The organism is Rhizobium sp. BK112 (assembly GCF_014193215.1).
Lineage (GTDB): Bacteria > Pseudomonadota > Alphaproteobacteria > Rhizobiales > Rhizobiaceae > Rhizobium > Rhizobium anhuiense.
This window is the reverse complement of the sequence record NZ_JACHYZ010000004.1, coordinates 533,361-547,613: the sequence shown is the minus strand read 5'-3', so window position 1 is coordinate 547,613 and position 14,253 is coordinate 533,361. Positions and strand designations below refer to the sequence as shown.

Here is a 14,253-nt window from a genome sequence, read left to right as displayed (position 1 = left end):
CTGCTCGCCGGCCGGCGGAAAGGCCGCAAGCCCGCGCTTCAGCGCGCCGGCAGCACGATCCCTATCGTTCAATACGGCGTAAGAGCGGACGAGCCTGAGCCAGCCATTCAAGTCGTCCGGGCTTTCGGAAAGCTTTGCGTCCAGGCCCGTCACCATGGCTTCGATCGCCTGACGTCGATCCGCAGTCCCGGTGGCGATCAGCGGAACTCCGCCATTGGCGGCGATGTGCTGATTGACGAGAGGCAGCCACGGCGCGTCCGCTGGCGACAGCCTGGCAAGTGCCGCAAAGGCCATCAGCGCCTCATCGGGACGGCCCGCCTGCTCCATGCCGAGAGCGATGTAGAACAGGGCGCGCGGGTTTTCAGGTTCGAGCTGAACGATCTGTCGCAGGACGTCGACCGTCTCCTTGTCCACCGAACCCTGCGCCTCGGCTATCAGGGCTTCGGCAAGGCCACCCAGGCGATGAATGCCTGGGCCCAGCAGACGCAGGGCATTGCGGTAAGCCGACCGTGCGTCGGCGATCCGGCCGGCCCTGAGGTAGATTGGAGCGATCACATCCCATCCGCGGCCATCATCCGGCTGGCTCGCGAGGTGGCGCTCGGTTCTCGCGACCAGTATTGCAATGTCCTGGCCAGGATCCTCCAATCGCGCTTGCAACGGCAGCGACGGCATGTCGGGCGAACCCGCAAGACCATAGAGGCCAATGCTCGCCAAAGGCAGAAACGCGGCGATCGCCAACCTCAGCCACCTGTGCGGATGCGGCAACCTGCGGCATTCTTCTTGCTTCTGCTCGCTTGCCTTAAAAAGGCGCCGCGCTGTTTCAGCCCGCGCGTATTCATACTCGTTGCAGCCGATTTCGTTCGCCAGCAATTCCCTGTCGAGTTCGAGAAGTTGATCCCGATAGACCCGGCCGGCTGCGGCCGCACCATCGTTGAACCGGACACGGCCTGACGCAAGTGGATGAAGAAGAGAGGCGATGATGGCAGTCGTGATGACCGCGAAAACAATCCAAATAACCATAACGTCCAGACGCCCTTTTGCGCTTGAACATACCGAGGCCGGGGGTCGGCACATTGATTCCGGTCAACGACGACGAGCTCTTCCATCCCAATTTTTCGGGTTCAGCACGCTTCGCGAAGCAGGTCGACGCTATCGACCAGGACGACCTTGCCTCTGACTTCGACGCCCGATGCCGCGAGCGTCGCAAACGCTCGCGACAGGGCTTCCGGCGCCAGACCCAATTTGCCGGCCAGGATTCTCTTCCGGTAAGGGAGGCGGAACGAGACCCGCGAGGTGGACGCCGAGGCGGGGCAGCGGCTCATCAGGTAGTTTGCCACACGTTGCGCCGCCGTGAGCAGCCGGTCACCGGCAATACAATCCATCGCGCCGAGCAGATGCCTGACCATGATGCGCATGACGTTCCGGTGAATGACCGGATGTTGGTCAGCAAATGCCTGCAACTCCGCAAGCTCGAACAGCGCGACCTCGGCCCCGTCGGCCGACCACGCGCTATAGGCATAGGAGCCGCCGCCTGAGAGAAGATATTCGCCAAACGTGTCGCCCGGCTCGCACACGCAGATATCAGCCTCGCGCCCGGCGGATTCCGATTTTGAAAGTCGGACAAACCCGTTCGTGACGCAGTAGACGAATGATGCCTGCTGGCCCTCGCTTATGATCTTCTCGTCAGCAGCGAAGGTGCGAACCTCAGCCGTTGCGGTGAATTGCTCCACGGTCGCCGGATCCAAACCAGCGAACAGGTCGGACTGCAGAAGGACTGAATTTTTCGCAAGCATCCATCTTCCTTTCGTGTTTGGACCCGGTTGCGGTTAGGGTTTTCTTCGATCGGTTTCGTCCTCGGCGAGAATTCGCCAGGCGGCCCCTTGAAGATCGTCATACTGGCCGCTCTTCAGCGACCAAAGAAATGCCAGCAGTCCCATTCCTCCCATCAGCAGTGCGATGGGTATGAGATAGATCAACATGTTCATGCGGCCTTGACCTCCGCACTCCGGCCGACCCGCCCCCGAATCTGCATAGCCGGACGCTTGCCGAACGCGTTGAGGCGCAGTGCGTTCATCACGACGATGATCGAAGATGTCGACATTGCCACCGCCGCTATGAGCGGCGTCGCCAATCCGGCGATGGCAATCGGCACCGCCAGGACGTTGTAACCGATGGCGAGAGCGAAGTTCTGCCGGATGAGGCTGGCGGAGCTTCGCGCAACGGCGATCGCTTCCGGCACAGCGTCGAGGCGATCGTTAAAGAAAACGAGGTCGGCGGCCTGTCTGCCGATATCGGAGGCCGTGGCCGGCGCCATCGAGACATGGGCCGCAGCAAGGGCAGGAGCGTCGTTGATCCCGTCGCCAACCATGAGCACGCGACGCCCTTCGCCGTTCAGCCTCTGGCATTCATCGACCTTCCGTTTCGGCGTCAGAGAGCCCAAAGCCCTGCCGATGCCCAGAGCATGCGCCGTATTGTCGACGACGATCTGACGGTCGCCGGACACGATCAGCGTTTCAAGGCCGGCTGCGTCGAGCTGGCCGATGGCCTCGCGAGCGCCCGGGCGAAGCGTGTCATCGAAGAAGAAGCGGGCAAGATCGACGCCGTTCTGCGACAAGACCACTTCCGAGAACGGACTATCGGCGGTGCGGGGCACGAAGCTTGTTCCGCAGGCAAACGCCGTGTTGCCCAGCCGATAGACATCCGCGCCCTTCCTGGCTTCCAGTCCCCCGCCGGGGATTTCCGTGACGCTGTCGAAGGACATGGGGGCGGTTTCGGCGCCCCGCACCAGAGCCTGAGAAAGAGGATGCCGTGAATGCACGGCCAATCGGCGGGCGATTGCTGTGGTCTCTTCCATGGCGTCCACCTCGACAAGGCGCGGCCTGCCCATCGTCAAGGTGCCCGTTTTGTCAAAGGCCACAGTGTCGGTCTCGGCCAGTCTTTCGAGTGCCGAACCGTCCTTCACCATGATGCCCTTGCGGAAAAGCTCCCCCGCGGCGACGACCTGGACCACGGGCACGGCAAGGCCCAATGCGCATGGGCAGGTAATGATCAGGACCGCAACCGCGACCAGCATTGCCTGTTTCCAGTCTCCGCCGAGGAGGCCCCAGGCAAGAAAGGAGACCAGCGCCAACAGATGCACGGCCGGCGAATAGAGCGCCGCAGCGCGATCGGCGATCCTGCGATAGCGAGCTCTTCCACCCTCGGCGGCTTCCATCAGGCCGATGATCTCCGAAAGAAGCGAATTCTTGGCAATGCGCGTCGCGCGCAGGACGAGCGAGCCGGTCAGGTTCATCGCGCCCGAACTCACCTCGCTGTTACCGGCGACGGCGACGGGGCTGCTCTCGCCGGTGACGATGGAGAGATCCACGTCGCTTTCTCCGCTGACGACTACGCCATCGACGGGAACCCTTTCGCCTGCCGCTATCGAGATTTCATCTCCCACCGCGATCTCTTCTACCGCAATGTAACGTCGGGACCCGTCCGGATTGATCAGCAAGGCTCCGCGCGGCGCCAGCCTTGCAAGTCCGTTGATCGCCGCCCGAGCCTTTTCCCGCATGATATGATCGAGGGTCCTGCCGATCAGCAGGAAGAAGAGCAGCGAAACCGACGCGTCGAACCATGCATGTTCACCGTGATGGATGGTCTCCCACAGTGAAACGGCATAGGAGAGCGTCACGGCGAGAGAGATCGGAACGTCCATGTTGGTGCGCCCGTGGCGGAGCGCATTCCAGGCCGATTTGAAGAAGAAACGCCCGGCATAAACCAGCGCGGGCGCTGCTATCATCGCCGAGATCCAATGAAACATGTCGCGTGTTGCGGCATCTGCGCCAGACCAGACCGATACCGAGAGCAACATGATGTTGGCGGCCGCAAAGCCGGAAACGCCGATCGCCAGGAGAAGCTGATTTCTGGTTCTGTCGTTTTCGGCGGCCGAGGGGGTAAACAGATGCGCGCGATATCCGGCCGAGTTGATCGCTGCGAGGATCTCGGACGGATCGGCGGCATGTGTCTCCATCTCCTCCTGGTAGACGCAGGTTACCCTTCGAGCCGTAAGATTGACGCGCGCCGTCTTGACGAAAGGAAGTGTCAGTAACGCCCTTTCTATGGTCGAAATGCAGCCACCGCAGTGAATGTCGGGAACGCTCAAGTCCAACTGGCGCAGTCCGCCGCCGAGCGGCTGGCTGGCAAGGCGGACCTCTTCGGCACTGGATGACGTCGTGCTGAGAGCAAGCACGCTTTCCGCGTCCATGGTGCAGCAGGTCATCGGTCCAACTCCGTGGTATCGATGCGTTTGGCCTCATGCATGACGACCAAGCCGTCGTTTCGCGAGATGGCCTCGACGATCCAGTCACCCTCGGCCAGGTTGTGATCTGCTTCGAACCGTCCCTCGGCTGTTTTTCTGAGCGTGAGATGGAAGTCTTCGTGATCTCCGACGGGTCGCTTGAAATTCAGCACGACGTCGTCGACGGCCGCAGGCGCGCCGCTCTTGTCGTGAATGTCGTAGCGGATCTGATGCCCTCTTATGGAGAGATCGCCCGCGACGCCGGAAGCGGCCATTGCCTTCATCGCCGCCGCTTTGCGGTTGAACTCCTGACTGGCGACATAGGTATTTTCCACGACCAGACCGCTCCAGCTGGAGGAAGCATAGAAGGCCATGGTGACATTCACCGCGATCACAACAGCGAAGAAAGTCGAGGTCGCAACCAGCATGTGCAGGCCTGTAAAACCTTGGGCAGAGGTCTTCATTTGGTGTCTCCCGGTGCATTGAACGCCGCGCGGTAGGTTGCCCGGTCGGCGCGATCCGTATCTTCGATTACGAACAGAAATTCATTGATCGCGGCTCCGGTGGGCTTGCGTGTAACGAAGACCTTGAGCGTCGTGGCTGCGTCCGGTTCGGCATGGACGGTAAAGCGGCGAGCGTCTTCCTTGCCGAATTCGGGAATGCGCATCGTCGCCCCCTCCAGCCCGACCAGGCCTATGTTCACATCCCGCGGCGTCGGCACCATGTTCAGGATACGAAGCGTGTAGCCATTCCGCAGTGAGCCGTCGCTTTCCAGAACATATTGGGGGTTTCGGTCGTGAACGACGTTGAGTTCAAGGCGCTCGCGAAAGGCGAGGTGGACGAGCATGGCCACACCGACCGATGCCCAGGCGACCGCGTAAAAGACGATTCTCGGACGAAAGACGATGCGCCAGTTGAAGTGCCGGATCGCCGGGACGAAGCTTCCATCCTCGTTTCGAACCCTGGACGGCTGGACGGCCGTTCGCCCTTCGTCGGTCGCCAGTGACATGTTGCTCGCGTATTCGCTCAGCGTGGCATAGGCAATCAGGCCGCGAGGCTTTCCGAGCTTGTCCATGACACCGTCGCAGGCGTCGATGCAGAGCGCGCATGTGATGCACTCCATCTGCTGTCCGTCGCGAATGTCGATACCCATCGGACACACCGCCACGCAGGCATTGCAATCGACGCAATCGCCCACCGGCAAGCCTTTGGCTTGCGCCTTTTTCGCGTGACGCGACCGCTGCTCGCCCCGCCAGTCATGATAGGTGACGACGAGAGAATTCTCGTCGAGCATCGCACCCTGGATGCGTGGCCACGGGCACATATAGGTGCAAACCTGCTCGCGCATGAGGCCGCCGAGCACATAGGTCGTCGCAGTAAGGACGGCGACCGTGGCGTAGGCGGCTGCTGGAGCGCGGCCAGTGAATAGCGAAACAAGCAGGCTCGGCGCGTCGGCAAAATAAAAAATCCACGCTCCGCCCGTGGCGACGCCGATCAGCAGCCAGATCGAATGTTTGACGACACGCTTCCTCAGCTTGGCAAAGCTCATGGGAGCGGCGTCAAGCTTCATTCGCGCGTTTCGATCGCCTTCGATCGCGCGTTCGACGACGAGAAAGAGATCGACCCAGACGGTCTGCGGACAGGCGTAGCCGCACCAGGCGCGGCCGACCGCGGAAGTGACGAGAAACAGGCCGAACCCCGCCATGACGAGGAGACCAGCCACATAATAAAATTCCTGAGGCCAGATTTCGATGAAGAAAAAGAAGAAGCGTCGTGAGGAAAGGTCGATGAGGATTGCCTGGTCAGGCGCGTAAGGACCGCGATCCCAGCGAATCCATGGCGCGAGATAGTAGATGCCGAGCGTGACCAGCATGACGATCCATTTGAATCGACGGAATCGCCCCTCTGCACGCTTGGGAAAAACCTTCTTCCGAGGTGCATAGAGAGGCTGCCGATTGCGACGGGCGTTGACCGGCTCGACGCTGAGCCGTTCGATGCTGTCGGGATCTGGTGCAGTGTAGAGGTTCATGGGACCTATCCGATTTCACCCGACCTTGTCCCATCCGCCGCGCATCCTTTCCTTGATACAGATCAAGACGAAGGTCTTCCCGCCAATGGAAAAGGCCACGCCCTGGAGAGAGGGCGTGGCCTGGAGGAACCGCGGGGAACGAACACCGCTGGGACGTCCTCGACAAGTCTGCAGCTAGCGGCTTGTCTGCTCGTGGTCTTTGAGGCAGGTCAAACTGATGATCGAACTGCCGATCTTTGCCGGATCATCCTGATCGGACGGTGGCGGCAGGGCCTTGGCGCGCGCCGACACACGTGATCGTATCGCTGCGCGCGGCGTGCCGTAGAGATCGAGGATCGGATTGTGGCCGTGAGCCGCCATAGCTCTGCTCCTTACGTTCCGCCGCCAAGCGAATGCACGAAGATCGTCAGTTCCTTGACCGTCGTATCGCCGAGGCGCCCTGCCCAGGCGGGCATGACGCCATGCTTGGGAGAAGCGACCTGGCGGATGATCGCATCCTCGCCGCGGGCCTTCAGCCAGATCGCATCAGCGAGATCCGGCGCGCCCATTTCGGCTTTTCCTTTGGCATCCTCGCCGTGACATGCGGCACAGTTGTCGACGAAGACCTGTTTTCCCGCCTCTGCGAGACCGGGGTCCGACGGTGTATTGGTCAGCCCCCAGACGTAAGCCGCGACCTGCCTTGTCTGGATGGGATCCAGAACATCGACAAAGGGCGGCATCTCGGAAGCATGAGTGTCCGTATCCCCGTCGAAGCGAATCCCATGCGCGATCGTCGTCTGGATGGCATCCAGGTCTCCGCCCCACAGCCAATCGTCGTCGTTGAGGTTCGGAAATCCAGGACCGCCGCTTGCTCCCGAGCCGTGGCATGGCGCACAATTCACCTTGAATGCTGACGCGCCGCCGGCGATTGCGAATTCGCGAAGGGCAGAATCGGAATCGATTTCCTGTACCGTCTTGGCGGCGATCAGATCATGAAATTGCATTTGCGATGCCTTGGCCTGGTCCAGGTTCTGCTGCAGTTCGGCGCGGCTGGAAAAACCGAGCATGCCCTTCGTAGCGTCGGTAATCATCGGGATCGCGGGATATGCGATCGCATAGCCCAACGCCCAGACAATGGTGGCGTAGAAGGTCCACACCCACCAGCGGGGCATCGGATTGTTGAGTTCGCGGATGCCGTCCCATTCATGTCCGGTCGTTTCGACGCCGCTAAATTCATCGATATGTTTTTCCGACATCTCAATCATCCTTCAAGGGAATATCGGCGGCCTCTTTCGCCGTCTGCTTGCTGCCTGGGCGAAGGGTGAACACAACCACGCCGACGAAGAATGCCGCCATTGCCAAAAGGCCCCAGCTGTCGGCGAAGTGTCTCATTGCAGTGTAGGTTTCCATGGATCACCTCACCGGTAGCCGGTCGCATCGTCGTAGGTCGAGAAATCGACCAACGTTCCGAGCATCTGCAGGTAGGCCACTAAGGCATCCATTTCGGTCAGCGCAGCGGGATCGCCGTCGAAATCGCCGGTCTTCGTCTTCGGATAGCGGGCAAGCAGGGCCGTCGTATCTGCGTTCGGATCGGCTTGGGCCTTCATGTCGGCTTCCGCATTCGCCAGCATGTCGTCGTTATAAGGTACGCCCACGTCCTCGTTGGCCTTCAGGTCCATTCCCACGTCCTTGACCGTGACCCGTTGCTCTTTGAGGAAGGCGTAACTCGGCATGATCGACTCCGGCACCACTGCCCGGGGATCGGCGAGATGCTGGACATGCCATTCGTTGGAATAGCGTCCGCCGACGCGGGCCAGATCCGGCCCGGTTCGTTTGGATCCCCATTGGAAAGGATGATCGTACATGGACTCGGCCGCGAGCGAGTAATGGCCGTAGCGTTCCACCTCGTCGCGGAACGGTCTGATCATCTGGCTGTGGCAGAGGTAGCAGCCTTCGCGGATGTAGATGTTTCGTCCGGCCAGCTCGAGCGGCGTATACGGCCGCATGCCTTCCACCTTTTCAATCGTGTTCTGCAGGTAGAACAGCGGTGCGATTTCGACGATGCCGCCGATGCTCACGACGAGCAGCGAGCCGACGAGAAGAAGCGTCGCGTTCTTCTCGAGAATCTTATGTTTATCAAGTATCGATGCCATGTCTCACCTCACTCGGCAGGCTGTGCTTGGGGCACGAAAGTGGTTGGGATCGCAGCTTCGTCACGCACGCGGCCGCGGATCGTCATGAACACGTTCCAGGCCATGACGAGACCACCCGCCAGGTAAAGCGTTCCGCCCACCGCGCGCAGCACGTAGTAGGGGAACATGGCCGCGACCGTCTCCGCGAAGGAATAGACGAGGAAGCCCTGGGAATTGTACTCGCGCCACATCAGCCCCTGCTGGATGCCGGCAACCCAAAGCACGGCGGCGTAGATGACGATTCCGAGGGTTGCGAGCCAGAAGTGCCAGTTGACCATCCGCGGGCTGTAGAGGCGCTCGCGTCCCCATAGCTTCGGCGTCAGATAATAGATCGCGCCGAAGGTGATCATTCCCACCCAGCCGAGCGCGCCGGAATGCACATGACCGATCGTCCATTCTGTATAATGGCTGAGCGAATTGACTGTCTTCACCGACATCATCGGACCTTCGAAGGTCGACATCCCGTAAAAGGCGATGGCGACGATCATCATGCGAATGATCGGATCGGTGCGGATTTTGTCCCAGGCGCCCGAAAGGGTCATGAGACCGTTGATCATGCCGCCCCAGGAGGGCATCCAGAGCATCACCGAGAAAACCATGCCGAGTGTCTGGGCCCAGTCGGGCAGTGCCGTGTAATGCAGATGATGGGGCCCGGCCCAGATGTACATGAAGATCAGTGCCCAGAAGTGGATGATCGAAAGCCGGTATGAATAGACGGGTCGGTTGGCCTGCTTCGGCACGAAGTAGTACATCATGCCCAGGAAGCCGGCGGTGAGGAAGAAGCCGACGGCGTTGTGGCCGTACCACCATTGGGTCAGCGCGTCCTGTACGCCCGAGAAGGCGGAATAGCTTTTGGAGCCGAGAAACGACGCCGGAACCGCCAGGTTGTTGACCACATGCAGCATCGCGATGGTGACGATGAAGCCGAGATAGAACCAGTTTGCCACGTAGATGTGCGGCTCTTTGCGCTTGAGGATCGTCCCAAGATACACGGCGAGATAGGCGACCCAAACGATGGTCAGCCAGAGGTCGACGTACCATTCGGGTTCGGCATATTCGCGGGCTTGGGTGATTCCGAGGACATATCCGGTCGCAGCCATCACGATAAAAAGCTGGTAACCCCAGAATACGAACCAGGCGAGGTTCCCGCCGAAAAGACGTGCGCGGCAGGTGCGCTGCACGACATAAAACGACGTCATGATGAGGGCGTTGCCACCGAAGGCGAAGATAACCGCCGACGTGTGAACCGGCCGCAGCCTTCCGAAATTGAGATAAGGCGCAATGTTGAGGTCGGGAAAGGCCAGTTGCAGCGCGACGATCACGCCCACCAGGAAGCCGACCACGCCCCAGAACACCGTGGCGATCAAGCCATAACGCACCACTTCGTCGAAATAGCCGGATATGTCGACTTTGCGTTGCTGGCCTGCCGGTGAAAAGTCAACGTTCCTGACCAGCAGCAAAGCGCCGATGACGAGGCAGAGGCAAAGTATGCCCATATGGATCGCAAAGAGATGATCATGGGCGAATGCGGCTCCTAGCAACGCTAGAAACGCCGCGACCGTGATCACCATCGTTTCCGTTGTGTAATTCATGATGTCGTCCCCAGTGCACAGACGACCGCGTCGCGGCCGGCTTTCTCGGCAGGACTGTCACGAAGCTGCGAATTACTCCTTGATCTACATCAACGAGCGGACAGTAAGACCGGCGCGGACCGCCGCAGTTACAAACTGTTACAAACTTTCACCCGTTGGCACCGTCCGCTCATTCCGGTGTGACGCAGGGGCGTTCTAGTACATGTCCTGACAATGGGGGACACGACGATGCTGATGCAGAAAAACCAAGCGTTCGAACATGCCGAAATGACGAACGAAACGATCTATGCCGGTCGATCTTTGTCCGCGCTCTTCCTCTCCTCCGCAATGGAGTCCATTTCCGCCGGGAGAGCCATCTGCTGGGAGGGCGACGAGGCGAAACATCTCTTCCAGGTCGTGGAGGGGGTTGTTCGTCTCTATCGCATCGTCGGGGAGGGCCGCCGTGTGATAACCGCGTTTTGCTTCGCCGGCGACCTGATCGGTGCATCGCTGCAACGCGATTTCCTCTTCACCGCGGAAGCCGTGACCGAATGCCGGATTCGCCGCGTATCCCGGAAAAGCTTCCACGACGAAGTCGCCCGGTCGGATGCCCTTCACACCGCATACATTTCCCTGCTCTGCCAGGAGACGGCTGCCGCACACGAACAGATGGTACTGCTCTCGAAGAAGAATGCGGAAGAGCGCCTGTGCAGTTTCATCGCGAAGCTTGTATCCCGCCGCAATCCCCAGGCGCGGCAGAGCCTGCTGCGCGTCCCCATGAACCGGCAGGACATTGCAGACCATCTCGGTTTGACCATTGAAACCGTGTCTCGCACCCTCACCAAACTTGCATCGCGAAACGTCGTCGTTCCAGAGGGCAGGCATGACTTGCGAATCGTCAATCGCGCCCTTCTTAAGCAGTTGTCCGGCGACGCTGATGATTTTTCGGAGAAATCCTGTCATAGGGTCAGCTTGCACTGACGTAACGAAGCCGCAGGATCGACGTTCATGCCTCACCGCCTCATATCACCGCGAACCGTATCGTCCCAGGAACTGGATGCCATGGTGCACGTGCTGGACGGAGCCGACATCCTGATCCATCGTTTTGAGGGAACTGTCACGCATTGGTCCATTGGCTGCGAGAACATGTATGGCTGGGCAAGAGAGGAAGCGGTCGGGGAGGAGGTGCACGAATTGCTGGCGACGCAGTTCCCCGAACCGGTGGAAAACATCCGCAACCAACTGAAGTCGCGCGGCTTCTGGCAGGGTGAAATCATTCATCGTCACAAGAGCGGGCACGAGATTCATGTTGCCTCCCGTTGCGTGCTGGTCAATTTGCCGGATGGCGATCTTGCCGTCATCCAGACAAACAGCGACGTCAGCGCGTTGAAGCGAGCGCAAGAGGTAGTCAAATCCCGCGAAGCGCATCTGAGCTCGATCCTGGACACCGTGCCGGATGCCATGGTGGTGATCGATGACAAGGGAATGGTGCTTTCGTTCAGCAAGGCTGCCGAGAAGCTGTTTGGAATGTCTTCCGATCAAATTTGCGGCCGCAACGTGAGCAACCTGATGCCGAACCCCTATCGCGATGCCCACGACGGCTACATCGACCACTATATCGATACGGGCGAGAAACGTATCATCGGCTACGGCCGTGTCGTCACCGGTCAGCGGGCCGACGGTTCGCAATTTCCGATGGAACTCCACGTCGGCGAAGCGACGGCAAACGGAGAGCGGATATTCACCGGTTTTATCCGCGATCTCACCAGCCGTTACAAAATCGAGGAAGATCTTCGCCAGTCACAGAAGATGGAAGCTGTCGGGCAGTTGACCGGAGGCATCGCGCACGACTTCAACAACCTCCTCACCGTCATCAGCGGCAATCTCGAAATGATCGAGGACAAACTGCCGCCCGGCAACCTTCGTGAAATGCTGGGAGAGGCTCAGGCCGCGGCGGAGGACGGAGCTGTTCTCACGGCTCAACTGCTCGCTTTCGGTCGCCGACAGCCGTTGAATCCGAAGCACGCCGATCTTGGTCAAGTTGTGAGCGGCTTCTCGGATCTGCTCCGTCGAACGCTCGGCGAAAATATCAGGTTGTCGACCGTCATCGATGGATCTGGCCTGAACGTCCTTGTGGACAGCTCGCAGCTCCAGAATGCCATTCTGAACATCGCTTTGAACGCAAGGGACGCCATGCCCAGGGGCGGCAGTCTGACGACGACGATCTCGCGCGTCTATCTCGATGCCGACTATGCGAAAATGTATCCGGAGCTACGCAGCGGCAATTTCGTGCTGGTCACGATGACGGATACCGGTTCCGGCATGACGGAGGAGGTCAGGAAGCATGCGATTGAGCCATTTTTCACGACAAAGGAAGTCGGCTCGGGCACAGGTCTCGGACTGAGCATGGTCTACGGCTTCGTCAAGCAATCGGGTGGGCATCTGCAGATTTACAGTGAGGTGGGGCGCGGCACGACAGTCCGGATATATCTCCCCGCAACCAATGGCGGGAAGCCTCAAGAGGCGGCACCGGACCATGGCGCGGGTGAGAGCCAACTGCCGCAAGGGGACGAAGTCGTGCTCGTCGTCGAAGATGACGCCCGTGTTCGCCGCGTAGCCGTCGCCAGGCTCGCCTCGATGGGCTATACGGTGCGCGAAGCCGAAAACGGTCACCGCGCGCTCGATCTCCTCAAGGAAAACACTGACGTCGCGCTGCTTTTTACCGACATCGTGATGCCGGGCGGGATGACGGGTGACGAGCTCGCAAGAGAGGTGCGTATTTTACGGCCGGACATTGCCGTGCTCTTCACGTCGGGATATTCCGAACCGGGTCTCGCGGGCAATGATACGGTTCCGGGCGCCCGGTGGCTGCGCAAACCCTATACCGCCAAGGAGCTGGCGTTGAGGATCCGCGAACTTCTCGACGCAAGGTGACATCTGTCGGCGGTGCAAGCTCACCCGCTCTTGCGCCTTCGCCCGCGCGGTGCGTGTGGTTTCTCCCGCGTTTGACCCGCATCAAAGAACCGGCGTCCTGCATGTCTTAAAAAACGTCCGCGAGGCCGAACCGGACTCGGAGAACAGGAGATATGCAAATGCGTTTGAAATTCGGTCTGATCGCTGCAACGGCAGCCTTGATCGCTTCGGCTGCACCGTTGATGGCTGCTGACCACCAGGTTCAGATGCTGAACAAGGGCGCGGACGGCGCGATGGTGTTTGAGCCCGGCTTCCTGAAGATCGCTCCGGGCGATACTGTCACGTTCATTCCCACGGACAAGAGCCACAACGTCGAGACGTTCAAGGGTCTCATTCCCGATGGCGTTCCCGAGTTCAAATCCAGGCCGAGCGAGCAGTATCAGGCGAAGTTCGATATTCCGGGCGCATATGTCCTGAAGTGCACGCCGCATGTGGGCATGGGCATGGTTGCATTGATCCAGGTCGGCGACAACCCGGCCAACCTTGACGCGATCAAGATCGCCAAGGTGCCGAACATGGCGCGCAAGAGGCTGGATGCCGACCTCGCGCAGATCACCCCGGCTCAGATCACCCAGTGATTGACCGACAGGTGCGGACGGCACGCTTGCGCGCCGTCCCGCACCGTCGCGTTCAGCGCGTGCTGCTTCGCGATTATCGGCACGGCAGCTCGCGGCCGTGTCGCATTGCTCAGGCCGCCTCCGTTTGCGCAGCTGCATCGGGACGCGACGGCGGTTCGTCCTTCATTGCCCGTTGAAGCAACCTGATGATCTCCCGCTCCGACTTGATATGCCGGCGCATCGAACAGCAGAACGAACGCAGCTGATATCCTACGGCTTCCCAGGAGAGCCGGCAGCGCCCCTCGCTCAGGGTTTCCAGCGTGAAGACGAGGTGTTGAGCCGCATCATGATCGAATAGGCGACCGGCTTGCCGGTGTTCCCTCGCATCGGACAGCTCCTCGACCTCCATGATCAGTCCGAGCGCAGACGAGACCAAGTGCTCTTCGAGCTGGTGAGTCGTCAGCAATAGCGGGATCAGACCGCGTGAAAGACGGCGGCAGAGGCCTTCATCGATATGGCAAGGCAGAAAGTCGGCAATTGCCTGCAGCACGTCGCACCACGACATAAGCTGCTCATAGCAGCTCTCGAGTTCTCCGAAACTGTCCGGGATTGGGTTCTTCATCCTATTACCTCTGCAGCAACAAGCTGGCGGGCCATGGCAGCGCGCCGA

At 60.1% G+C, this 14,253-nt stretch carries 15 protein-coding genes; 3 read left to right on the top strand and 12 right to left on the bottom strand.

The genetic code is table 11. From position 1 onward, the window contains the following. The 11 genes from ccmI to ccoN form a co-directional block, all read right to left on the bottom strand. On the bottom strand, positions 1-1,020 hold a 1,020-nt coding region (ccmI, locus tag FHT75_RS15370; protein WP_183844862.1), incomplete at its 3' end, for a c-type cytochrome biogenesis protein CcmI. Positions 1,021-1,121: 101 nt separating this feature from the next. Further along, the gene (locus FHT75_RS15365; protein ID WP_047617299.1) at positions 1,122-1,793 is read right to left on the bottom strand and encodes a Crp/Fnr family transcriptional regulator; all 672 of its coding nucleotides are present in this window, start codon (positions 1,791-1,793) and stop codon (positions 1,122-1,124) included. A 33-nt stretch (positions 1,794-1,826) separates the two neighbouring features. Beyond that, positions 1,827-1,985, bottom strand: a complete 159-nt coding sequence (ccoS, locus tag FHT75_RS15360; protein WP_028757950.1) for a cbb3-type cytochrome oxidase assembly protein CcoS — start codon at positions 1,983-1,985, stop codon at positions 1,827-1,829. Further along, positions 1,982-4,264, bottom strand: coding sequence for a cation-translocating P-type ATPase (locus FHT75_RS15355; RefSeq protein WP_183844863.1), 2,283 nt, complete (start codon positions 4,262-4,264; stop codon positions 1,982-1,984). Before FHT75_RS15355 ends, ccoS begins: the two co-directional genes overlap by 4 nt. Further along, complete coding sequence (locus tag FHT75_RS15350) at positions 4,261-4,746, bottom strand: FixH family protein (RefSeq protein WP_183844864.1); 486 nt, start codon at positions 4,744-4,746, stop codon at positions 4,261-4,263. Before FHT75_RS15350 ends, FHT75_RS15355 begins: the two co-directional genes overlap by 4 nt. Then, on the bottom strand, positions 4,743-6,311 hold the full coding sequence (ccoG, locus tag FHT75_RS15345) for a cytochrome c oxidase accessory protein CcoG (RefSeq protein ID WP_183844865.1): 1,569 nt from the start codon (positions 6,309-6,311) through the stop codon (positions 4,743-4,745). The genes FHT75_RS15350 and ccoG overlap by 4 nt, the downstream gene beginning before the upstream one ends. Positions 6,312-6,485: 174 nt before the next feature. Beyond that, positions 6,486-6,671, bottom strand: coding sequence for a hypothetical protein (locus FHT75_RS15340; protein WP_028757954.1), 186 nt, complete (start codon positions 6,669-6,671; stop codon positions 6,486-6,488). An 11-nt stretch (positions 6,672-6,682) separates the two neighbouring features. Beyond that, positions 6,683-7,546 carry a cytochrome-c oxidase, cbb3-type subunit III gene (ccoP, locus tag FHT75_RS15335; RefSeq protein WP_028757955.1) on the bottom strand — a complete coding sequence of 288 codons (864 nt, stop codon included), beginning with the start codon at positions 7,544-7,546 and terminating at the stop codon, positions 6,683-6,685. 1 nt (position 7,547) lies between these two features. Next, complete coding sequence (locus tag FHT75_RS15330; protein ID WP_017969139.1) at positions 7,548-7,700, bottom strand: CcoQ/FixQ family Cbb3-type cytochrome c oxidase assembly chaperone; 153 nt, start codon at positions 7,698-7,700, stop codon at positions 7,548-7,550. 8 nt (positions 7,701-7,708) lie between these two features. Further along, a complete protein-coding gene (ccoO, locus tag FHT75_RS15325; RefSeq protein ID WP_097631138.1) occupies positions 7,709-8,443 on the bottom strand; it encodes a cytochrome-c oxidase, cbb3-type subunit II in 735 nt (244 codons plus the stop codon). 8 nt (positions 8,444-8,451) lie between these two features. Further along, positions 8,452-10,074, bottom strand: coding sequence for a cytochrome-c oxidase, cbb3-type subunit I (gene ccoN / locus FHT75_RS15320; protein WP_097544496.1), 1,623 nt, complete (start codon positions 10,072-10,074; stop codon positions 8,452-8,454). A 228-nt stretch (positions 10,075-10,302) separates the two neighbouring features. On the opposite strand from ccoN, the gene FHT75_RS15315 reads away from it, so the two are divergent. The 3 genes from FHT75_RS15315 (at position 10,303) to FHT75_RS15305 (ending at position 13,604) form a co-directional block, all read left to right on the top strand. Next, the gene (locus tag FHT75_RS15315) at positions 10,303-11,034 is read left to right on the top strand and encodes a Crp/Fnr family transcriptional regulator (RefSeq protein WP_183844866.1); all 732 of its coding nucleotides are present in this window, start codon (positions 10,303-10,305) and stop codon (positions 11,032-11,034) included. Positions 11,035-11,061: 27 nt separating this feature from the next. After that, a complete protein-coding gene (locus tag FHT75_RS15310) occupies positions 11,062-12,987 on the top strand; it encodes a PAS domain S-box protein (protein ID WP_028757959.1) in 1,926 nt (641 codons plus the stop codon). Positions 12,988-13,145: 158 nt separating this feature from the next. Further along, positions 13,146-13,604 (top strand): pseudoazurin, encoded by a 459-nt coding sequence (locus FHT75_RS15305; RefSeq protein ID WP_063473412.1) that lies wholly within the window; start codon positions 13,146-13,148, stop codon positions 13,602-13,604. A 109-nt stretch (positions 13,605-13,713) separates the two neighbouring features. Here FHT75_RS15305 and FHT75_RS15300 read toward each other — a convergent pair whose 3' ends face one another. Beyond that, positions 13,714-14,205 carry a hypothetical protein gene (locus tag FHT75_RS15300; RefSeq protein ID WP_063473411.1) on the bottom strand — a complete coding sequence of 164 codons (492 nt, stop codon included), beginning with the start codon at positions 14,203-14,205 and terminating at the stop codon, positions 13,714-13,716. Positions 14,206-14,253 lie beyond the last annotated feature (48 nt).